The organism is Micromonospora sp. NBC_00362, from assembly GCF_026342155.1.
GTDB classification, from domain to species: Bacteria; Actinomycetota; Actinomycetes; order Mycobacteriales; family Micromonosporaceae; genus Micromonospora; species Micromonospora hortensis.
Genome location: NZ_JAPENH010000001.1, coordinates 6,764,008 through 6,785,066, shown reverse-complemented (window position 1 = coordinate 6,785,066; position 21,059 = coordinate 6,764,008). Strand labels below are relative to the sequence as shown.

Sequence of the window (21,059 nt, the reverse complement as noted above, 5' to 3'; positions counted from 1 at the left end):
TCGGCTAGCGTTTTCCTAGCGCCGTAGCCGGCGCGTTCGCCGCCGCCGTCGACACGCCTCCGGCCGGCCCATGCCTGCCCGATCGGTTGGTAATCGCGGGAACGTCCCACCGCCGCTCCCCCGGTTCGGCAGGATCGTCCCAACGAGGAGGTGCCGTCGTGCAGGACACCCGCGCTCTCGCCCTGACGTTCGAGGTGAGCGGCCTGCCACCGGTCAAGACCGAAGCGTTGTCCATCTTCGCCGCCGGGCACCGGCAGGCGACGAGGGTCCGCACCCTGCTCCAGGCCGCCCTCGCCGCGGCCCAGCGCACCGGCTGGACGCCGTTGCCCGGGCCGATCGAGGTGGACCTGGTGTTGCGTTGCCCGCCGGGGCACCGTACGTCCGACGCCAGCACCCTTCTCGGCGGCGTCTGCGCGGTGTTGCAGGACAAGAAGCGGGTGTCGAACATCGGCCTCGCCCACCTCGGCGTGCTGGTGGACGTCGCCCTCTACGACGACGACCGGCAGATCCGCCGGCTATCGTACCACGAGGAGCCGGCGGAGGAATTCTCGTACCAGGTGCGGGTCGCCGCCGTACCGACCGGGGTTTGACCGACGTCCGCGGTGGGGTATCGCGGACGCCGACGAAGGGAGCACCGATGTCGGAGCCACATGTCACGCTCGACCCTCGCGGGCTCGATCCTGTGCAGCAGAAGCTGCGCGGCCCGCTGGAGGAGCAGCTGACCTCGGCGCTTCAGGCGGCCACCGATCGGGTCCGCTCCGGTTACGCCGGCGAACCGGTCGAGCAGGTCTGCCAGCGACTGTTGGAGGAGACCCGCTCCGGGTTGCACCCCGACATCGCTGCCGGGTTCAACCCGGACATGGACGAGTTCTGCCGGGTCGCGGTGGCGATCGTTCGACGCGAGGCCGGCTGAGCCGGGGCGGCTCTCAGTATCGGCTGAGCTGGGCGTACGGGCTGAGCACGATGCGGGGTGACAGCGCCGGGTCCAGCCAGTTGAGCACGTCGACCAGGTGATCGTGGGCGAGGGAGACGCAACCAGCCGTGGCGTTGCCGGCGCTGGTGCTGAACTGGTGCAGGAAGATCCCGCTGCCCGCGTTCGGCACCGGCTTCGGCACGTTCGGCGGCATGTTGTAGGTGATCACCGCGAAGTGCGTGTACGCGGGGATTTCCTTCCACAGTGCCTCGCTGGCCCCGCCCGGGTTGGTCGCACTCTGCTGGAAGGTGTTGTAGAGCGGAGACGATGGGTTCTCGTTCCACCAGTCACCGCTGACCAGCCGGTGGTAGGGGAATCGCAGGCCCGGGTTGGCGGCGATGCCGTACATGGTGGGGCCGATCGAGTAGACGCCGGTCGGCGTGGTCGGCACACCCTCCACGTGGTTGTCGCTGAAGCCCTTCGAGCCGATCCGGGCGGGCAACGACGCCGAGGCCGGCCACCAGTTGCTCCGGACCCGCACGAACGCCTCCAGCGTGGCGTAGGTGGTGGTGTAGCTGCTGGCGCCGACGATGATCACCTGCTTCGTCTCCGCCGGCAGCGTGGTCAACGCGCTGGCGCGGGCCCGGGGCTGCCACTTCGGCAAGGGTCGCTTCGCCGAGGCCGTGCCCCAGCCCGGCCGCAGCGGCCGGTCCGCCGCGAGCGCGGGCGCGGGCGGGGTGAGCACGGCCGGGGTGACCAGACCGGCCGCCGCGCCGAGCAGGAGAGATCTGCGCTTCATGCCGCCATCCTGACAGTCGAACCGGCGTGCGGTCTGCCCCGCTCGCAGCGGTCGAACGATTCGCGGGCCGGGTCAGGACCGGGTCCGCAACTACCCGGCCCTGACCCTCGGCCGTCCGGCAGGGAAGCGGACAGCTCCGGCACCCCGCCGCGCGGGCGTGGCACGACGCCACGCGCGAGAACGGGGTGAGCCAGCCACTTCGCACTCAGCTCCACGGTGCTCACCCGCCGAACGCCGACGCGCCCCGACACACCCCGAGGGGCCGTGAGCGCCGGACCAGGTTAGGCGCGCTCCTACCGGCCGGACAAGCCGCGGCGGACGAACGGCGGCAGGACTGATCCCACGCTGAAAATCGGGCAGGTTGGCGTAACGCGACCATGATCGCCGACGCTGTTTGCCTTCGGTACGGTCAGAAGTGGCGCAGCAGGTCCCGGAACGCGGCGAGCCGCAGTACCCCGCCGTCTGTCGGGTCCAACTCGTCGTCCTCCAGCACCCAGGTGTTCGCGTTCGGAATGAACACCGCGTTCAACCCAGCGGCCCGCGCCGGCAGGATGTCCGACTTCGGAGAGTTGCCGATCATCCAGGCGCCGTCCGGAGCGAAGTCGTGCTCCCGAGTGAGCCACCGGTACGTGTCGACGTTCTTCTCGGCGACGATGTGCGCGGCCCCGAAGTGGTGCAGGAGACCGCAGGCGTCCAGCTTGCGCTGCTGCTCCTCCCGGTCGCCCTTGGTGAGCAGCAGCAACTCGTGCCGGCCGGCCAGCTCGTCGAGCGCGTCGGCCACCCCGGGCATCAGCTCCACCTGGTGCTCGACGAGGGCAACCGCCAACCGGTCGATCTCCTGACGCTCGGAGTCGGTGGCCGGCCGCTCGCGCAGCCGCTCCAGGCACTCCGCCAGGCTGCGCAGGAAGACCTTGCTGCCGTACCCGTGCGCCACCGCGTTGGCCCGCTCGATGTCGTCGAGGACGGCCCGCAGCGCGTTCCGGTCCAGGGTGGGGTGGTCCAGCCAGCCCAGGAAGTCGTCGATCACCCGCTCGAAGACGACGTTGTTCTCCCACAACGTGTCGTCCGCATCGAAGATCAACACCTGCGCCTGTCGTCGCGCCGCCACGCCAACCGTCATGCCATGCCCTCCCCGTGCCACCGCCTCCAAGGCCGAGAGACAGGATAGGTGGGAGATCGATGTGAGATCTTCCGGATTTTCGTGAACCGCTCCAGAGCGGCCGTCGTCAAGCGGAGGCGACATCCATGATGATTCCCGCCAGGTTCGGGACGGCTCTTGAGGAGTACGGCATGGTCACCATGAAGTGGGTCACCGGCGCGGCGATGCTGGCCTGCACCAGCGCGCTGATGGCCTGCCAGGGCGGTGCGGACAAGGCGCCGGACACCGCGGCGGGCACGCCGACGCCGTCGGGCACCGTGACCGGCGCGCCGACGCCGACGGCAGCGGCGCCAACCACGTCATCGGCAGCGGCGACCGACCCACTGCTGTCCGGCAAGCGCGAGGTCACGATCACCCGGGTGCGGGGTTCGGGGCAGCCGTTGGAGATCAGCGGGCGGCTCGAGGAGGGCGGCGACACGGGCGGTCGCATCCTGTTCGTGCCGACACCGATCGGCGGTGACCGATACGTGATCCGGGCCTTCGGCACCAGGGACGACCACCCCGCCAATGACGACCCATCCTGCTGGCAGGTGAACGGCCTGGACATCGAACCCGAGCTGACCATCGGGGCCGTCGTCTGCGACCAGGACGACCCGATCCAGCGGTTCACCATCATCGCCAAGGGCGACGGCACGTACGCGATCGGCAGCGAGACCCGATTCCTCCAGCACCTCCCCGGCAACGGCCTCGTCCTCAAGGAGTTGGGCAACGCCAAGCTGAACACCACGTTCCGGTTCACCGACAAGGGCCCGGCCGACCGCCAGCCCATCAACTGACCACGACCGGGGGCGTCGGCGGTGGCCTGGTCAGGGCCACCGCAGCAACCGTTGCGCGATCAACGCTTCGCGGTCCTCCTGCCCCTCGGGTCGCAGCCGGCCGCCACGGGTGAGCATCACCACGCCGTGCAGCAGGCTCCAACCCACCTCGGCCAGGGTGTCCGGGTCCCGCCCCTCGGCCAGCGGGGTCAGGGCCGCCCGCAGCTCGGCGAAGACCGCCCGCGGCGCGGCCGGCACACCATCCACGCCGAGGGCCAGGTCAGGGGTCAGCGCGAGCATCGCGTCATAGACCTCAGGATTCGTGTACGCGAAGTCGAGGTACGCGGTCGCGACCGCCGGCCAGACCCCCTCGGGGCTCCCGGCGGTCTCCGCGTGCGCCTCGGCGAGGTCGGCGGCCAGATCGGCGAAGGCGCACACCGCGACGGCGGCGATCAGCGCCTCCAGGTCGGCGAAGTTCCGATAGATGTCGCCCATGTCGATCTCGGTGCGTTCGGCGAGCCGTCGGGTGGTCACACCCGCCCAGCCCTCCGTCTCGGCCAACTCTCGCGCGACAGTGACGATGAGGTCACGCCGGTCCTGTTCAGTGGCCTTCTCGGCAGGTCCGGGCACGCCCACGAGCGTAGAGGCGTACACCTGCCGTAGCGGTCGGGTGACGGATTGGTGACTCATGTGGTGGGCCGGCTGCCTCGCTCCACGTGCCACAGCCGCCCCCTGGCTCGTTAGGCGAGGAGATCACCGCGACGGGAGGGCCCGTGATCGTTCGGCGGCACCGGCGCGTGACGAGCCGATGAGGAACACCCCCGACAGACTGTTGCGCAGCGAAGTCACTCGCCAGCGGGCCACCTTCCTGGAGCTCTTCCTCGACCTGGTCTTCGTCTTCGCCCTCACCCGGATCTCCGCGCGGCTGATCGCTGACTTCACCGACGGCCAACGCGGCGTGTACGCGGGCCTCGGCCAGGCTCTGCTGCTGTTCCTGGCGCTGTGGGCGGTCTGGTCGGTGACGGTCTGGTCGACAAGTTGGCTGGACCCGGACGCCCCGATTGTCCAGACCGTCATCATCATGACGTTGGTCGGCGCCATGACGATGGCCGTCGCCGTGCCGCACGGCTTCGGCGCACGGGCCTCCCTTTTCGCCATCACCCTGGTGACCCTCCAGATCGGCCGAGTGGTGTTCTTCCACGTCGCCGGGCACGGCCGGCCGGACCCCCAACAGTCCATCCGGATCCTGTTCTGGTTCGGCCTGAGCGCACCGCTCTGGGTCGTCGGCGGGCTGGTCAACGACGGCACTCTTCGCGGGGCACTCTGGACCCTCGCCATACTGACCGACTACACCGGGCTGTTCCTCGGCTGGCCGACCCCCCGACTCGGCGCGCACCGGCTCGGCGTCCAGATGATCGCGGCCGAGCACCTGGCCGAGCGGTACCAACAGTTCCTCCTCATCGCTCTCGGCGAGGCGATCTTCGTCATCGGCCTCGCCTTCAGCGGCAGCGAGTTCCACACCGACCAGACCTGTGGGTTCGTCCTGGCGCTGGCGAGCACCGTCCTGCTCTGGCGGATCTACTTCCACGTCGCGGGAGGGATGCTGAGCACCGCCGTCGACCGTTCCCGTAACCCCGCCCGACTCGCTACCGACATGGCGTTCGCCCACATGGTCATGATCGCGGGGATCGTGCTCACCGGCGTCGGCTTCGAGCTGTTCATCGCCGAGCCGCTCGGGCACCTCCCGGCGACCTGGCTCATCGCCATCTTCGGCGGCCCGGTGCTCTTCCTCGCCGGACGATCGGCGCTCGAATACCAGGTCTTCGGTCGGGTCTCCCGGTCCCGGCTGGCCGGCCTGGTGGCCTTCGGCCTGCTGATCCCGGCAGCACTGCACCTCCAGCCGCTCAGCGCCGGCGCGGTCGCCGCCGTGGTGCTGCTCGGCGTCGCCGCGGCGGACGCGCGACGCTCCCGCCACCGGTCGCCGGAGACGCCCACGCCCCCGTACTAGGAGCTGCGTCAAGGCGAGAGTCAGCGGAACCCAGCGGTCAATCAGCGGCGCAGGGCCGCTTCGCTTCGCATGTGCGACAACTTCTCGGGGTTCCGCACGGCGTAGACCCCGCTGATCAGACCGTCGTCGATACGCAGCGCGAGGACCGTGTCGACCGCGCCGTCGAGCCGCAGAACCAGCGCCGGGTGTCCGTTGACCTGGGCTGGGTGCAGCGACATGGTCGCGACCCTGGCGTGTGTGCTGCACAGTAGGCGGGCCACCTTGTCGGCCCCGGCGACAGGCCGCAGCACGACCTGCTTGATGCCGCCGCCATCGCCGAGGAGCACGACATCCGGCGCGAGGACGTCGAGCAGGCCCTGCACGTCGCCGGTCTCGACCGCCAGCCGGAACGCGTCCAACGCCCGCCGGGTGTCCGCCGGGGAGACCATCCCGCGCGGCCGGCGCGCGGCGACATGCGCCCGCGCACGGTGGGCGATCTGACGGACCGCTGCCGAACTCTTGTCGACCGCCCCGGCGATCTCGTCGTATCCAATGTCGAAGACCTCACGGAGGACGAACACCGCCCGCTCGGTCGGCGCCAGCGTCTCCAGCACCAGCAGCATCGCCATCGAGACGCTCTCGGCGAGTTCGACGTCGTCGGCGACGTCGGGCGCTGTCAACAGCGGCTCGGGTAGCCAGGAGCCGACGTAGGACTCCCTGCGCCGGCCGACCGCACGCAGCCGGTTGAGCGACAGTCGGGTGGTGATCCGGACCAGGTACGCGCGCTGGTCCCGCACCGTCGTGAGGTCCGCGTCCGCCCACCGCAGCCAGGTCTCCTGGAGGACGTCCTCCGCGTCGGCAGCCGAACCGAGCATCTCGTACGCGACGGTGAAGAGGAGGTTGCGGTGGTTGACGAACGCGTCGACCGCGCCGTCCCCCCGGCCGTCCTCACCCACGATTCCGCCTCCCGCATCCATGCGTCCTCCAGTCTCGCCGAACTCGACCGCGTCGCTCACCAGACACCGGCCTCCCGACTTCTGTGACACCGGGCGTCGGTGCTCCTCGTCACTTCATGAGCTGTCACAGCGCACCGGCCGGCGGTGTCTCCTGTGCGAACCGATACGGAGGCAAATCATGAACCTGGCACTGTGGATCGTGGCCGGCCTGTTGGCCACAATTGCCTTGGCCGGCGGCATCACCAAGACATTCGTACCCAAGCAGAGGTTGTCCGCCGCCAACGGCGGCGGGTGGACCGGCGACGCCAGCGTCGGCTTCGTCAAGACCCTCGGAGTTCTCGAACTCCTGGCCGCTGTCGGCCTCATCCTGCCCGGCGTGCTCGACATCGCACCGGTGCTCGTGCCGGTGACCGCGATGTGCTGGATTCTGCTGATGGTCGGCGCGATGATCACCCACCTGCGCTACGGCGAGGCGAGGTTCATGGTGCTGAATCTCGCCTATCTCGCGCTGGCCGCGTTCGTGGCCTGGGGTCGCCTCGGACCCGAGCCCTTCACCGGCTGACCCGGGCCCACTCCCGCTCCGGCTGGCCGACGGTGCCCCGCTATCCTCGCGCGATGACGTCGCGGACCGCGCCGAGGAGGCGCACCAGGCGCACCCTCGTGGCCGTGTCCGTCACGCTGGGCCTGCTGTCGTGCCTGTGGTGCCTGTCGTTCCTGTGGTTGCAGATGTCCAAGACCGAGGGCGCGTTGCCACCGGAGTCACGGACGCCGCGGGTGCCATCCGGAGCGACGGTCGCCGACGAGAGCATGGAGTGCGCCTCGGGCGGATGCTGGCGGACGATCACGCTGGTGCCGGCGGCGGGGCAGTCTCCGGAGGACCTGGCACACGAGATGGGTCTCTCCGAGGGCCTGCGCCTGCCGCCGACACTGCTCGACCCGGCGACCGTCTACGTGGGGGCCCGCCCCAAGGAGGGCAAGCTGATCGTCCACGTCGGTTATCAGTGAGTCCTTCCGGGCCTCGGCGGTGCCGCTGGATGGGCGAGCCCGCTCCACCGCGCGGCGCTCAGGAGGGTGCGGCGGCGGGGAAACCGTCGGTGAGCGCGCCGATCACCCGCTGGATCCGGTGCTCCGCTGTCGAGTCGGTGGGGCCGGTCAGCGCGACGTGGTGCAGCACGCTGACCACCGCCAGGGCCAGTGCCTCGGTGTCGACGCCGGCCGGCACCCGCCCACGGCTTTGCTCGGCGGCCAGGTAGTCGGCGACCGCGCGTTCGACCCCCCGCAGCCCCGACATCCCGCTGCCCAGGACTGCTTCGACGTTCGCCGTCAACTCCGGGCGGAAGGCGGTGAGCCGGGTCAACGCCGTCAGCGTGCCCAGCGGTGTCGCCAGGACGGCCTGGCGCAGGTTGTCCGCGACAGTGCCGGACCCGGCGCGCTCCGGCAGGTTGGCCACCTCGCCGGTGATGTGGAAGACGCGGTCGACAGCGAACCCGGTCAGGAAGTCGTCGAAGTTCGCGAAGTGCGCGTAGAGCAGGCCGGTCGCGACGCCGGCCTCGCGCGTGACGGCTCGGCCGGTGAGCCGGCTCGGCCCCTCTTCCACGATCAACCGCTCGACGGCAGCGAAGAGCTGCTGTCGAAGCGCTGGGATGGCGACTCCGCGCGGCATGGCTGAAGTCTAGGCGGTTCCGCAGCCGCCGTTTGCGCCAGTATGAACACACGCTCATACTGGTTTGAGCAGCTGCTCATTCCAGTGGTGAGGTGCAGGATGAAACGTGCGGTGATCGTGGGCGCGGGGATAGCCGGGCTGGCCACAGCCCTCCGACTCGACCAGGACGGGTGGCAGGTCCTCGTGGCCGAACGGGCGCCGGCCCGGCGCAGCAGCGGCTACATGGTGAACCTGATCGGGCCGGGCTACACCGCCGCCGAACGCCTCGGCCTGCTCCCCGCGCTGTCCGCCACCGACCTGGGGCTGTTCACCACAGTGCTGGTCCACGCCGACGGACGGCCCAAGTTCACAGTGCCGTCCGCCATCGCCGAGGCGGCACTCGGCAAGCGAGCCCTCTCGGTGTTCCGCGGCGACCTGGAATCCAGCCTCTACGAAGCGGTGCGGGACCGAGTCGACATCCGCTTCGGCACCACCGTCACCTCCGTCGACCAGGACACCGACCAGGTACGCGTGGAGTTGAGCGACGGCACCGTCGAGCAGGCCGACCTGCTGGTCGGGGCCGACGGGGTGCACTCGGCCACCCGCACCGCCGTGTTCGGCCCCGACTTCCGGGTGGACCTCCCGTACCTCGTGGCCGCCTTTCCGCTGCCCCACCCGGTGCCCGGCGTGCCCGAGTCGTCCGCCACCACCTACATCGGCCCCGGACGCACCGCGGCGATGGTCAACCTGGGCCCGAAGCGGTCATCGGCGTTCTTCACCTACCGCAGCGCGGAGCCCGCCGCCGACCTGGGTCGCGGGCCGGTCGACGCGCTGCGGGCCGCGTTCGGAGATCTGTCGGGTGGCGTGCCCGACGCGATCGACCACCTGGAGGCCGACCCGGCCAGCGCCTACTTCGACGCGGTCAGCCAGGTGGTCATGCCGCGCTGGAGCAGCGGACGCGTCGTCCTGCTCGGAGACGCGGCGTGGTGCGTGACGCTCTTCGCCGGACACGGCGCGGCCCTCGCCCTGGCCGGCGCCGACCAGCTCGGCGCCGCCCTACGCCGACACGCCGCCAACCTCCCGGCCGCACTCGCCGAGTGGGAGACCGGACTGCGCCCGGAGGTCAGCAAACGACAGGCACTCGCCCGGCGGGGAATGGCCCAGTACGCGCCGCCCAGCCGATTCCACGTCTGGATGGGCGATCTGACCATCCGGGCGATCACAGTGCCCGGCGTCAGCGGCCTCGTCCGACGAGGAATCGAACGGGCGAACCGCTGAGTGGTGCTCCGCGCCACATCCCTTGACTTGAAGCGCTTGAAGTTGGGGACGCTTCACCCATGGCAGCGACGAAGGAAGGCCATGAGCAGGCCGAAGGGCCTCTGACCATCCAGGAGATGGCCCAGCGGTCAGGCTTCAGCGAGCCGACGCTGCGCTACTACGAGAAGGCCGGGCTGCTCGGCGCGGTGCCCCGCGACGACAGCAGCGGCCACCGCCGTTACGACACCCCACTCGCCGAGCGGATCGACGCCCTGGCCTGCCTGCGGTCCGCCGGGATGAGCGTCGCGGACATGCGCCGGTACCTGACGCTGCTCGACGAGGGCGACCTGGCGGCCGCCGCCGAACAGCGCGACCTCTTCGCCCGGCACGCCGACCGGCTCTCCGCCGAGATCGAGCGCCTACGGGTACGCCAGGCGTACCTGCGCGCCAAGGCGGACATGTGGGATGCCCGACACCGAAGCGACACCGCTGCGGAGACCCGCGCGCTCACACACGTCAAGCGCGCTCTTGAGAAATTCTGAGCAACGATGGGACACACCATGCCAAACGATCTACAGCTTCGCTCCACCGACGATGCCCTGGTGCTGGTGACCGGTGCGACCGGCCATCTCGGCGGGCATTCCGTCGCCCGACTGCTCGACGAGGGCTACCGGGTACGGGTCACTGTCCGCGAGCCGGGCCAGGGCGACGAGGTGCTCGACCGGATCCGGCAGTCGGGCGTGAACCCGGACGGCCGGGTCGAAGTCCGCACCGCGGCCCTCTCCGCCGACGAGGGCTGGGCCGAGGCGGTCGCCGGGGCACGGTACGTGCTGCACCACGCGTCGCCGTTCCCGTTCACCCCGCCCGCTGACGACGACGAGGTGGTCCGGCCGGCCCGCGACGGAGCGCTGCGCGTCGTGCGGGCCGCCCGCGAGGCCGGGGTACGGCGGGTGGTGCTGACCTCGTCGTACGCGGCGGTGGGCTACACCGTCAGGCCCGACGGCCGCTACAGCGAGGCGGACTGGACGAACGTCGACGACGACATCCCGGCGTACCACCGGTCGAAGACGCTCGCCGAACGTGCGGCCTGGGACGACGTCCGAAACAACGGTGGGGTCGAGCTCAGCGTCGTCAACCCGACCGGCATCTTCGGGCCACTCCTGGGGACGCGGACGTCCGCGACCATCGGCCTGGTGCAGGGGTTCCTCCAGGGGGCGACGCCGGTCGTACCCCGGATGTACTTCGGGGTGGTCGACGTCCGGGACGTGGTCGACCTGCACCTACGCGCGATGCTGCACCCGGACGCCGCCGGTGAGCGGTTCATCGGGGTCAGTGGCAAGTCGATCAGCTTCCTCGACATGGCGAAGATGCTCGCGCGGCACCTGCCGAGCCTGGCCGACCGGGTTCCGGCCCGAGAGTTGAACAACGAGGAGGTCCGGGAGGGCGCGAAGACCGAGCCGGCGCTGCGTGAGGCCGCCGTCCTCGGTGGTCAGGTCCCGGTGATCAGCAACGACAAGGCCCGCACCGTTCTCGGCTGGCGGCCCCGCCCGGTGGAGACGACCATCACCGACACCGCGGACAGCCTCATCAAGCTCGGCGTAGTCACCACCTGACCGTCGCCCGTCGCCCGTCGCCCGTCGCCCGTCGCCCGTCGCCCGTCGCCCGTCGCCCGTCGCCCGTCGCCCGTCGCCCGTCGCCCGCATGATCGTGCTCGATCCAGGATCGAGTGGCCTCCCGATGCCAGCGACACCACTACACCAAGGATCGAGCACGATCATGCGGGCCTGAGCCACAGGCCGGGCTCGGGCACGCCCGCGAGCGAGGGCGTGAGCGGGCGGGGTCAGCGGCGCAGGGTGAGGATCAGGTCGGCTACCAGGGCGGTCCAGCCGGTCTGGTGCCAGGCGCCCAGACCGGCCCCGTTGTCGCCGTGGAAGTACTCGGGGAAGGCGATCAGGTCGCGCCAGTCCGGGTGGGTCTGGAACATCTGAGCGGCGCCGTAGATCGGCCGTCGACCCCAGTCGTCCTGGGTGAAGAGCGAGATCAACCGGGCGGAGAGGTCGTCGGCGATCTCGTCCAGTGTGTGCTTCACCCCGGAGCGGGTCGGGTACTCCACCTGGAGGTCGTCGCCGAAGAAGGCCGCGTAGTCGCGCAGCGCGCTGATCAGCAGGAAGTTCGTCGGCATCCAGATCGGACCCCGCCAGTTCGAGTTGCCTCCGAACAGCCCGCTGGTCGACTCGGCCGGCTCGTAGCCGACGGAGAACTCCTGCCCGCCGAGGGTGACCGAGAACGGCTTGTCCAGGTGCGCGCGCGACAGCGTACGGAGGCCGAAGTCGGAGAGGAACTCGTCGGGGTCGAGCATCCGGGCGAGCAGGCGGACCACCTGCTCCGGGCCGACCATGGACAGCAGCCGCTGCTGCCGGCCGTCGGGGCCGAGTCGCCGGGTGCCGATCACCTGGGCGTACTCCGGGCGGTTGGTCAGGAACCAGCGCAGCCGAGCGCCCAACTCCGGTAGGTGGTGCAGGGTCCGGGCGGTGAGCCGGGTGGTGGCGGCCAACGGCAGCAGCCCGACGACGGAGCGGACCTTCAGTGGCACCTTCGTGCCGTCGGCGAGGCGCAGCACGTCGTAGAAGAAGGCGTCCTCCTCGTCCCACAACCCCTGCTCGTACGCGGCTGCGGCGATGTAGGCGAAGTGCTCGAAGAACTTGGTGGCGGTGTCCACCCAGGTCCGGTCGTGTTCGGCGAGCACGATCGCCATGTCCAGCAGGTTGAGCGCGTACATGCCCATCCAGCCGGTGCCGTCGGACTGTTCCAGCACACCGGCGACCGGCAGCGCCGCCGAGCGGTCGAACGGCCCGACGTTGTCCAGCCCGAGAAAGCCGCCCTCGAAGACGTTGTTGCCGCCGGTGTCCTTGCGGTTGACCCACCAGGTGAAGTTGAGCAGCAGCTTGTGCATCACCCGGGCCAGGAACTCGTAGTCCCGGCCGCCGTCGATCTCGAACACCTTCAGCGCGGCCCACGCGTGCACCGGCGGGTTCACGTCGCCAAAAGCCCACTCGTACGCCGGGATCTGCCCGTTGGGGTGCAGGTACCACTCGCGGAGCAGGAGCAGGATCTGCTCCTTGGCGAAGCCCGGGTCGACCCGGGCGATGCTCACGCAGTGGAAGGCCAGGTCCCAGGCCGCGTACCAGGGGTATTCCCACGGGTCGGGCATGGAGATGACGTCGAAGCTGGTCATGTGCCACCAGGCGCTGTTGCGCCCGTGCCGACGTCCGGCCGGCGGCGGGGTCGAGCCCGGGTCGCCTTCGAGCCAGCGTTTGACATCGAAGTGGTAGAACTGCTTGCCCCACATCAGCCCGGCGATGGCCTGCCGGGCGACCAGCGCCTCGTCGGGTGTGGCGGCCGGCGGGATCACGCCGGCGAAGAACCGGTTCGCCTCGGCCCGCCGGGCCCACACCACTGACTCGAAGCCGTCGCTGAGGTCGGCCGGGGGCGGCGGCGCGGCGGCCGGCGGCGACGCGGTGCGGGTCAGCCGCAACCGGATCTGGCGCTGCTCGCCGGCGGGCACGTCGAGCACGTAGTGCAGCGCGCCCTTGGTGCCCTCCCGGGCCGGGTTGACGGTGGCCGCGCCGTTGACGACGTGGTCGTTGATGCCGTCCTTCGGGTACGGGGAGCGGCCGGGCAGGCCCCACAGCCGTTCGGCGTTGGTGTCGTTGTCGCAGAGCAGCGGCACCGGGCCGCCGTCACCCTCCAGCAGCAGTTGGCCGAGCACCCGGTGCTCGCCGACGAGTCGGGTGCCCTGGCCGGTCAGCCGGGGGATCCGGTCGCCGCCGGGCAGGCCCCAGGACCAGGTGTTACGGAACCACAGGGTGGGCAGGACGTGCAGGGTGGCCGCCTGGTCGCCCCGGTTGGCGACGGTCACCACCATGCAGAGGTCGGTCGGGGACGCCTTGGCGTAGTCGACTGTCACCGCCCAGTACCTGTCGTCGTCGAAGATCCCGGTGTCCACCAGCTCGTACTCGGTGTCGTCGCGGCCGCGCAACGCGTTCACCGCGACGAGTTCGTCGTACGGGAAGGCTGCCTGCGGGTAGTGGTAGCGCCAGCGCATCCAGGAGTGGGTGGGTGTGGAGTCCTCGTACCACCAGTACTCCTTGACGTCCTCGCCGTGGTTGCCGCCGTCGCCGCCGAGGCCGAACATCCGCTCCTTGAGGATCGGGTCCTTGCCGTTCCAGAGGGCCAGGGCGAACGCGAAGGTCTGTCGTTCGTCGCAGACGCCGGCCATCCCGTCTTCGTTCCACCGGTAGGCTCTGGACCGCGCGTGGTCATGCGGGAAGTAGTCCCAGGCCGTACCGTGCTCGCTGTAGTCCTCACGTACCGTCCCCCACGCCCGTTCGGACAGATAGGGACCCCATGCACGCCAGTCCTGCTCCCCCGAGTCGGCCTGGGCGAGCCGGAGCCGCTCAGCGTCGGGTGGCGAGGCGTCGGAGGACGATCGGTCAGTGATCACGTGCACATCTTTGACGTCGCCGCGGTACTTGACCACAGCGGCCATTCTCGTCGTGGCGTGTTACACCCCGCCGCCGGTGGAGGAAAGTTGATCGACATTCACTTCGGCCCGCAGATCTGCGGCGACCTGACCAGCGCGGCCAGCCGGGAGTGGCTGGTCCCCGACGGCCTCGGCGGCTATGCGATGGGCACTGTCGGCGGGCTGCGGACACGTCGCTACCACGGTCTGTTGGTGGTTCCCGGCGAAACGCCGGCGTCCCGCCAGGTGGGACTGGTCAGCCTCGATCCGGCGGTCACAGTGCCGTCCGGCGCGCGGGTGCGCCTCGGCGCGCACGAGTGGGCCTCCGGCGACGTGGACCCGCGCGGCTTCGAGCTGTTGGAACGCTTCGACCTGGTCGACGGGCTACCCCGGTGGCGGTGGCGGATCGGCGCGGTCGTGATCGAACGGGAGCTGGCCATGCTGCCCGGCCGCTCCTGCGTCGCCGTGGTGCACCGGCTGGTCGCCGGTGGTCCGGTCCGGCTGGAGCTGTCGGCCGCCTGCACTTGGCGGGACGCGCACGGCGAACGGCGGGCCGACGGCCCGATCCCGCAGGTCGAGGCGGTGGCCGACGGCGCTGTGGTCGAGGGCGCGTACCGGCTCGCCGGCCCGGGCTGGGCGCCCGAGGGGCAGTGGTGGCTGGGCGTGCATCACCGCGAGGAGGCCAACCGTGGCCTCAACGCCGACGAGGACCTCTGGTACGCGGGCCGCTTCTCCGGTGAGCTGGAACGCCCCGGCGACACGGTGTCGGTGCGGGCCTGGGCCGGTCGACTCGACGAGGAGCCTCCGCCGGCGGAGGAGATCGTGGCGACCGCGAGGCGGCGTAACCGGCGGGTGATGGCGACGGCGAAACCGGCCGACGACGTGGACGCCACACTGGCGCTGGCCGCCGACGCGTTCGTGGTGCGCACCAACCAGGCGGCGGTGGACGTGGTGGCCGGCTACCCGTGGTTCGGGGCGTGGTCGCGGGACACGATGATCTCGTACGAGGGGTTGTTCCTCTGCACGGGTCGCGTCGACGAGGGTCGGGAGCTGCTGCGGGCGTACGCGGCGACGCTGTCCGAGGGGATGCTCGCCAACACGGCCGACACCGGTCGGGTGGAGTACAACACCGTCGACGGGACGCTGTGGTTCCTGCACGCGGTGAGCCGGCACGTCACCGTCACCGGCGACACCGACCTCGGCGACGAGCTGCTGCCGGCGCTGCGCGCCGTGATCGACGCCCACACCGCCGGCACCCGGTACGGGATCCGGGTCGACCCGGCCGACGGGCTGCTCACCCAGGGCGCCGCCGGCACCGCGTTGACCTGGATGGACGCCCGGGTGTACGGGGTGCCGGTCACCCCCCGGACCGGCAAGCCGGTCGAGGTCAACGCGCTGTGGATCAACGGGCTGGCCGGGCTCGCGGAGCTGACCGAGCTGGCCGGGCAGGACGCCGACGAGCTGTGGCGACACCACCGGCAGGCCAGCGTCTCGTTCCGGGAGCGGTTCCCGGCCCCGACCGGCTGGCTGCACGACGTGCTGGACGCGCCCGCGCCGGCGTACCCGTTGGGTGGCGCCGCCCTGCACGACGACGACGCGTTGCGCCCCAACCAGTTGCTGGCCTGGTCGCTGCCGTACGCGCCGTTGGAGCTGGACGAGGCGACGCTGCGGCGGGTCGGGGGCGGGCTGCTCACCCCGCTCGGGCCGCGCAGTCTGGCCCCGGATTCCGCGGAGTTCGTGGGCCGGCACCGGGGCGGCCCGGCGGACCGGGACGGGGGCTACCACCAGGGCACGGTCTGGCCGTGGTTGCTCGGCCCGTATGTGGACGCCGCACGCCGGGGAAAGATGTCCGTCGATGACGTTTTCGTCGGCATTGAGGCCCATTTGATGGAATATGGGTTAGGCTCGGTAAGCGAGACGGCCGATGGCCTCGCGCCGCACACCGCTACCGGGTGCCCGTTCCAGGCATGGTCGGTGGCCGAGCTGCTGCGGGTGCGGCGAAAGAGCCAGTAGCGCTTTACACGACCGCAACGGTGGTGTCGCCGCTGGTTATCGCGATCCCGGCAGGATTGGCCTCGATCCAGACGCGACGGCGACATCGATTCGGTGTCGGTCGGCGCGCGCCCGGGGACAACTCAAAGGGGGCCGCATGTCACTCGATGCCCACGTGATCGACATCAACCCCGCCCGACAGCTGCGGGTGCTGATGCTCTCCTGGGAGTACCCGCCGGTGCTCGTCGGCGGTCTCGGTCGACACGTGCACGCCCTCTCCGTCGCCCTCGCCGCCGCCGGCCACGAGGTCACCGTCGTCACCCGTCACAGCGACGGCGCACCCCTGGAGGAATACGCCGAGGGCGTGCGCATCCTGCGCGCCCCCGAGGACCCGGTCACCTTCCCCCTCGCCACCAACTCGCTGCTGGCCTGGACGATGGCCTTCAACCACACCCTCACCCGCACCGCCCTACGCGCCACCGAGGCCGGCTCCTACGACGTCATCCACGCCCACGACTGGCTCGTCGCCCACACGGCCGTCACCCTCGCCGAGCACCTGGATCTCCCCCTGGTCACCACCATGCACGCCACCGAGGCCGGGCGGCACCAGGGCTGGCTGCCGGAGGAGATGAACCGCACCATCCACGGCGTCGAGCACTGGCTCAGCAGCTCGTCCATTCGGGTGATCACCTGTTCCGGGTACATGCGCGACCAGGTGACCGCCCTGTTCGACGTACCGGCCGCCCAGGTCGACGTGGTGCCCAACGGGGTCGACGACAGGGCATGGCGGGCCCGCCCCCGAGCTGTCGCGTCGGCCCGAGCACGGTTCGCCGGGGACGGCCCGCTGGTCGGGTACGCCGGACGGCTGGTCTACGAGAAGGGCGTCCAGCACCTGGTACACGCCGTACCCCGGCTGCGCGAACGACACCCGGGGCTACGCGTGGTGATCGCCGGCGACGGCCCGTACCGCGCCGAGTTGGAGGCCGAGGCCCGGCGGCTGGCGCTCAGCTCGACCGTCCGGTTCACCGGGTTCCTCGACTCCACCCAACTACCGGCGATGCTCGGCGCCACCGACGCGACAGTGGTGCCCAGCCTCTACGAGCCGTTCGGCATGGTGGCGCTGGAGGCGGCGGCCGCAGGAGCGCCCCTCGCGGTGGCCCGTACCGGCGGCCTCGCCGAGATCGTGGAACCCGGCGTGACCGGGGTGACGTTCCCGCACAGCGACCCGGACGCGCTCGCCGGCGCGGTCGGCCAACTGCTCGGCGACGAGGTCTTCGCCCGGCGGTTGGCCCGCCGAGCCCGCACGATGGTCGGCGAGCGGTACGGCTGGGCCACCATCGCGGCCCGCACCGCCGCCAGCTACGCCACCGCTCGCCGCGAACACGGCCCGGTGCAGGCCAGGCGCGCCGCCGCCCGACTGAGCGGCGGGCGGACCCGGATCGCCATCCCGGAAGGGAACCTGCTCGCCGCCGCCGCCGACCACGCCGCCTGCTGAGCCGAGTCGGACGACCGATAGGTGACTTCCGATCCGCTGGTTAGGGTGTAGCCCGGACAGCGGCTGAGGAGGAGCGTGCACAGGTGCTGATCGCCGGTCGGTACCGACTGCTCGACCTGGTGGGTCGCGGGGGCATGGGTCGGGTGTGGCGCGCCCGCGACGAGATGCTGCACCGCGAGGTGGCGGTCAAGGAGATCGTTCCACCGAGTTGGTTGGCCGATCATGAACGGGCCGAGGTGCGCTCACGCACCATGCGGGAGGCGCGCGCCGCGGCCCGACTCAACCACCCCTCCGTGGTCCGGCTCTACGACGTCGTCGCGGTCGAGGGCAGCCCATGGATCATCATGGAGTACGTCCCGTCCCGCACCCTGCAGGACGTCGTGGACGCCGAGGGGCCGCTGGAGCCGGCCCGCGCGGCCCGGATCGGGCTGGCCGTGCTCGACGCGTTGCAGGCCGCGCACACCGCCGGGGTGCTGCACCGCGACATCAAACCGCAGAACGTGCTCGTGGCGCACGACGGGCGGGTGATGCTCACCGACTTCGGGCTCGCCACCTTCGACGGTGGCGACGGCGCGATGACCCGCCCCGGCATGGTCTTCGGCTCCCCGCAGTACGTGGCCCCCGAGCGGGCCGCCGAGGGGGTGTCCACGGTGGCCGCCGATCTGTGGTCGCTCGGGGCGACCCTGCACGCCGCAGTGGAGGGTCAGTCCCCGTACGCCCGCAGCACCGCGATGGCCACCCTCAGCGCGCTTGCCGCCGGCCCGCCGGACCCCGCCCCGCACGCCGGGACGCTCGCACCGGTGCTGGACGGGTTGCTGCGCCGCGACCCACACGAGCGCCTCGACCACGAGACGGCCCGTCGGTTGCTCAAGACGGCCGCGACCGGCCGCGCCGACCCGCCGTCGGCGACCGACCGTCCCTCGGCCGACCGGCCGGGGCTGGTTGGCCAGCCCGCCACGGGGGACGACCCCGACGACCAGGACCCCACAGTTCCGCTGCCCGACCCGGCCGCACCCGGTGGCGCCTCCCCCACGCCGGCCCCACATCCGGCGGCCGCCGGGCGTACCGCGCGTCGGGTGGCGGTGGTCGCCGTGGCGCTGCTGGTGGCCGTCGTGGCCGGCGTCGGCACCGCGCTGACCCTCGCCGGCGACAAGCCCAGCAACCCCACCGGCTGGTCCACCCCGCCGCCGAACCGTCCCCCGAACGAAGGGCCGTTCGGCCCGGGCCCGCCGCCCGGCCCTCCGCCGAATGGGCGCAACGTCCCGCCGCCCCCGTTCGCCTGTGTCCGCCCGGACGTCGGCGGTTCACCGGTGCGGGCCGGCACGCCGAGCCCGGGCGAAGAACTCCGGCCGCCGCCCGGCTGGGTCTGGCACGCCGACACCGCCGGCTTCCGGGTCTCCGTACCGGCGACGTGGCTGACCTCCCGCGACGGCACTGTGGCGTGCTTCCAGGACCCGGCGACCGGCCGGGCCTTCAGCGTCGCCGAAGGCGGCGCCGCCGATCCCCTGGAACTCCTGCGGACCGCCCGCGACGCGGCGGCCGGGAAAGGCTCCCTGCCGGGGTACGACGAGATCCGGCTCGCCGCGGGTGACGGCGGAGCCGAGTGGGAGTTGCGCTGGCAGACGCCGCACAACACGTGGCTGCACGCCCGACAACAGGTCCTCGGCGCCGATCGCTGGACGTTGGGTTGGATCACCCGGGACGAGGACTGGGCCGGGGCCGCCGCCGACTGGGAACTGGTGCGAAAGAGTTTCCGACCACCCCGCTGACCTGCACCGTATGGCCATGATCGGGACCACCGTCCGTCGTGGATCGAGGCCGCTCAGTGGATGAGAAAGCCGGCATTGGTGGCTATCGTGGATCCCGGGGTGACCGAGGGGGAGCGACCGTGCATCAGTTGCTGATCGCGGGTCGGTACCGGCTGCTCGACCTGGTCGGCACCGGCGGGATGGGCCGGGTGTGGCTTGCTCGCGACGAGATGTTGCATCGCGACGTGGCGGTGAAGGAAGTCGTGCCGCCGTCCTGGCTGGCCGAGACCGAGCGTGAGGAGTTGCGGCTCCGAACCCTGCGTGAGGCACGCACCGCCGCCCGGCTCAACCATCCCAACGTGGTCCGCCTCTACGACGTGGTCCACGACCGGGAGAGCCCCTGGATCGTGATGGAGTACGTGCCGTCGCGGTCGGTGCAGCAGATCATCAGCGCCGAGGGGCCGCTGAGCCCACAGCGCACCGCCCGGATCGGGCTGGCGGTGCTCGCCGCGTTGCGGGCCGCGCACGCCGCCGGGGTGCTGCACCGCGACGTGAAGCCGCACAACGTGCTGGTGGCCGACGACGGACGGGTGGTGCTCACCGACTTCGGGCTTGCCACCTTCGATGGCGGTGAGGGTGTGATGACCGGGCCCGGCACGGTGCTCGGCTCGCCGCAGTTCGTCGCCCCCGAACGGGCCCGCGAAGGGGTGTCCGACGCCCGCACCGACATGTGGTCGCTGGGCGCGACGCTCTACGCGACGGTCGAGGGCCAGTCACCGTACGCACGGTCGAGCGCGATGGCGACGCTCAGCGCGCTGGCCACCGAACCACCGGATCCGATGCGTCGAGCAGGCCCGATGCGTCCCGCCATCCTCGGCCTGTTGCAGCGCGACCCCTGGCGGCGGTTGACGGCAGCCGAGGCGGAGCCGCTGTTGCGCAGCGCCGCGGCGAGCGACGAGGAGCCCGCCGGGTCGGTCCGCTCGTCGGCGGTCGCGGCGATCCGCAGCGCCGGGCGGGCCATCGCGCCGCACCCGGTCGCACCGGTGGCCCCGTCGGGCGAGCCGGCCACGCCAGCCCGGAGCCCGCGCCCTCGGCGCCCACCTGGCCGGCGAGGGCGCCTGATCGCCCTGGGCTGCGTGACCACCGCTGTGCTCGCCGCGGGTGGCGTCGCGCTGGCGCTTGTCAACCGGCACGACGACCGGACCCCACCGTCCGGCGCGGGCGGTGGCGCCCCGACCTCCCGTCCGGCGGCGTTCGCCTGCACGTCGTCCCCGCCACCGTCGGCGACCCCGGTGGTGGCGGTGTCACCGCCACCCGACGTGAAGTACGGGCTGCGCGAGGGCTGGACCTGGTACGACGACCCGACCGGGTTCCGGATCGCCGCGCCGGTCGGGTGGGCGCGCTGGACCGAGGGCTCGGTGACCTGCTTCCGGAAATCCGGCGGGTCCCGGGTGCTCAGCGTCGAGGTGGGGCCGGCCCGCCCGGATCCGGTGGCGCACTGGAAGGCCGAGGAGGCTCGGCTGACAGCGAGTGCCGCTCTGCCGGACTATCGCAAGGTGGACATCTCCGCCATGGACATCTTCGAGGGTGGCGCTGTGTGGGAGTGCGGCTGGCAGAACGCCGCCGGCGTTCCGGTGCACAGCTTCCGGCTGTTGGCCAACACCTCGGCCGACCGCTCCTACACCGTCTCGTGGTTGACAGAAGAGTTCGACTGGCAGGTCAACGCGGCATACTTGCCGATGATCCGGCAGAGCTTCACCCCCACCCAGTAACACAGTCCGATGTGGACTTCCCGGGTGATGCCCCTGCGGCGCCGACGCTGACTACAGTGGCG

At 71.4% G+C, this 21,059-nt stretch carries 19 protein-coding genes; 13 read left to right on the top strand and 6 right to left on the bottom strand.

All coding sequences use genetic code 11. The features are described from left to right. Nucleotides 1-158: 158 nt before the first annotated feature. Nucleotides 159-590: a hypothetical protein gene (locus OG992_RS31340; protein WP_210781928.1), complete on the top strand. Its 432-nt coding sequence runs from the start codon at nt 159-161 to the stop codon at nt 588-590. Between the two features lie 47 nt (nt 591-637). Continuing rightward, nucleotides 638-913 (top strand): hypothetical protein, encoded by a 276-nt coding sequence (locus OG992_RS31335; RefSeq protein ID WP_238686685.1) that lies wholly within the window; start codon nt 638-640, stop codon nt 911-913. 13 nt (nt 914-926) lie between these two features. Here OG992_RS31335 and OG992_RS31330 read toward each other — a convergent pair whose 3' ends face one another. Next, nucleotides 927-1,712 carry a L,D-transpeptidase family protein gene (locus tag OG992_RS31330; RefSeq protein WP_266305023.1) on the bottom strand — a complete coding sequence of 262 codons (786 nt, stop codon included), beginning with the start codon at nt 1,710-1,712 and terminating at the stop codon, nt 927-929. Between the two features lie 409 nt (nt 1,713-2,121). Next, a complete protein-coding gene (locus OG992_RS31325; RefSeq protein WP_238686683.1) occupies nt 2,122-2,832 on the bottom strand; it encodes an HAD family hydrolase in 711 nt (236 codons plus the stop codon). A gap of 170 nt (nt 2,833-3,002) precedes the next feature. Here OG992_RS31325 and OG992_RS31320 point away from each other — a divergent pair, with 170 nt between their 5' ends. After that, on the top strand, nt 3,003-3,647 hold the full coding sequence (locus OG992_RS31320; RefSeq protein WP_266305022.1) for a hypothetical protein: 645 nt from the start codon (nt 3,003-3,005) through the stop codon (nt 3,645-3,647). Nucleotides 3,648-3,677: 30 nt separating this feature from the next. Here OG992_RS31320 and OG992_RS31315 read toward each other — a convergent pair whose 3' ends face one another. Continuing rightward, nucleotides 3,678-4,256, bottom strand: coding sequence for a TetR/AcrR family transcriptional regulator (locus OG992_RS31315; RefSeq protein WP_266305021.1), 579 nt, complete (start codon nt 4,254-4,256; stop codon nt 3,678-3,680). A 178-nt stretch (nt 4,257-4,434) separates the two neighbouring features. On the opposite strand from OG992_RS31315, the gene OG992_RS31310 reads away from it, so the two are divergent. Beyond that, a complete protein-coding gene (locus OG992_RS31310; protein WP_238686681.1) occupies nt 4,435-5,634 on the top strand; it encodes a low temperature requirement protein A in 1,200 nt (399 codons plus the stop codon). Between the two features lie 41 nt (nt 5,635-5,675). On the opposite strand, the gene OG992_RS31305 is transcribed toward OG992_RS31310, so the two are convergent. After that, a complete protein-coding gene (locus tag OG992_RS31305) occupies nt 5,676-6,569 on the bottom strand; it encodes an RNA polymerase sigma-70 factor (RefSeq protein ID WP_266305020.1) in 894 nt (297 codons plus the stop codon). A gap of 178 nt (nt 6,570-6,747) precedes the next feature. Here OG992_RS31305 and OG992_RS31300 point away from each other — a divergent pair, with 178 nt between their 5' ends. Continuing rightward, nucleotides 6,748-7,131, top strand: a complete 384-nt coding sequence (locus OG992_RS31300; protein ID WP_238686679.1) for a DoxX family protein — start codon at nt 6,748-6,750, stop codon at nt 7,129-7,131. Nucleotides 7,132-7,184: 53 nt separating this feature from the next. Beyond that, entirely contained in the window at nt 7,185-7,574 is a 390-nt protein-coding gene (locus OG992_RS31295; protein WP_238686678.1) for a hypothetical protein, read from the top strand. A 58-nt stretch (nt 7,575-7,632) separates the two neighbouring features. On the opposite strand, the gene OG992_RS31290 is transcribed toward OG992_RS31295, so the two are convergent. After that, on the bottom strand, nt 7,633-8,232 hold the full coding sequence (locus OG992_RS31290) for a TetR/AcrR family transcriptional regulator (RefSeq protein WP_266305019.1): 600 nt from the start codon (nt 8,230-8,232) through the stop codon (nt 7,633-7,635). A 99-nt stretch (nt 8,233-8,331) separates the two neighbouring features. Here OG992_RS31290 and OG992_RS31285 point away from each other — a divergent pair, with 99 nt between their 5' ends. From OG992_RS31285 to OG992_RS31275, 3 genes are read left to right on the top strand one after another with little or no spacing between them, the layout of a single operon-like run. Then, complete coding sequence (locus OG992_RS31285) at nt 8,332-9,489, top strand: FAD-dependent oxidoreductase (RefSeq protein WP_266305018.1); 1,158 nt, start codon at nt 8,332-8,334, stop codon at nt 9,487-9,489. A 59-nt stretch (nt 9,490-9,548) separates the two neighbouring features. Further along, nucleotides 9,549-10,010: a MerR family transcriptional regulator gene (locus tag OG992_RS31280; protein WP_238686675.1), complete on the top strand. Its 462-nt coding sequence runs from the start codon at nt 9,549-9,551 to the stop codon at nt 10,008-10,010. A gap of 18 nt (nt 10,011-10,028) precedes the next feature. Continuing rightward, nucleotides 10,029-11,081, top strand: a complete 1,053-nt coding sequence (locus tag OG992_RS31275; protein ID WP_266305017.1) for an NAD-dependent epimerase/dehydratase family protein — start codon at nt 10,029-10,031, stop codon at nt 11,079-11,081. Nucleotides 11,082-11,308: 227 nt separating this feature from the next. On the opposite strand, the gene OG992_RS31270 is transcribed toward OG992_RS31275, so the two are convergent. Further along, the gene (locus OG992_RS31270; RefSeq protein ID WP_266305016.1) at nt 11,309-14,017 is read right to left on the bottom strand and encodes a glucosidase; all 2,709 of its coding nucleotides are present in this window, start codon (nt 14,015-14,017) and stop codon (nt 11,309-11,311) included. A gap of 42 nt (nt 14,018-14,059) precedes the next feature. Here OG992_RS31270 and OG992_RS31265 point away from each other — a divergent pair, with 42 nt between their 5' ends. The 4 genes from OG992_RS31265 (at nt 14,060) to OG992_RS31250 (ending at nt 20,997) form a co-directional block, all read left to right on the top strand. Next, nucleotides 14,060-16,003: an amylo-alpha-1,6-glucosidase gene (locus tag OG992_RS31265; RefSeq protein ID WP_266305015.1), complete on the top strand. Its 1,944-nt coding sequence runs from the start codon at nt 14,060-14,062 to the stop codon at nt 16,001-16,003. 136 nt (nt 16,004-16,139) lie between these two features. Then, entirely contained in the window at nt 16,140-17,477 is a 1,338-nt protein-coding gene (locus OG992_RS31260) for a glycosyltransferase family 4 protein (protein WP_238686671.1), read from the top strand. A gap of 83 nt (nt 17,478-17,560) precedes the next feature. After that, nucleotides 17,561-19,246 (top strand): serine/threonine-protein kinase, encoded by a 1,686-nt coding sequence (locus OG992_RS31255; protein WP_266305014.1) that lies wholly within the window; start codon nt 17,561-17,563, stop codon nt 19,244-19,246. Between the two features lie 119 nt (nt 19,247-19,365). Next, the gene (locus OG992_RS31250; RefSeq protein WP_266305013.1) at nt 19,366-20,997 is read left to right on the top strand and encodes a serine/threonine-protein kinase; all 1,632 of its coding nucleotides are present in this window, start codon (nt 19,366-19,368) and stop codon (nt 20,995-20,997) included. The last annotated feature ends 62 nt before the right edge of the window (nt 20,998-21,059 follow it).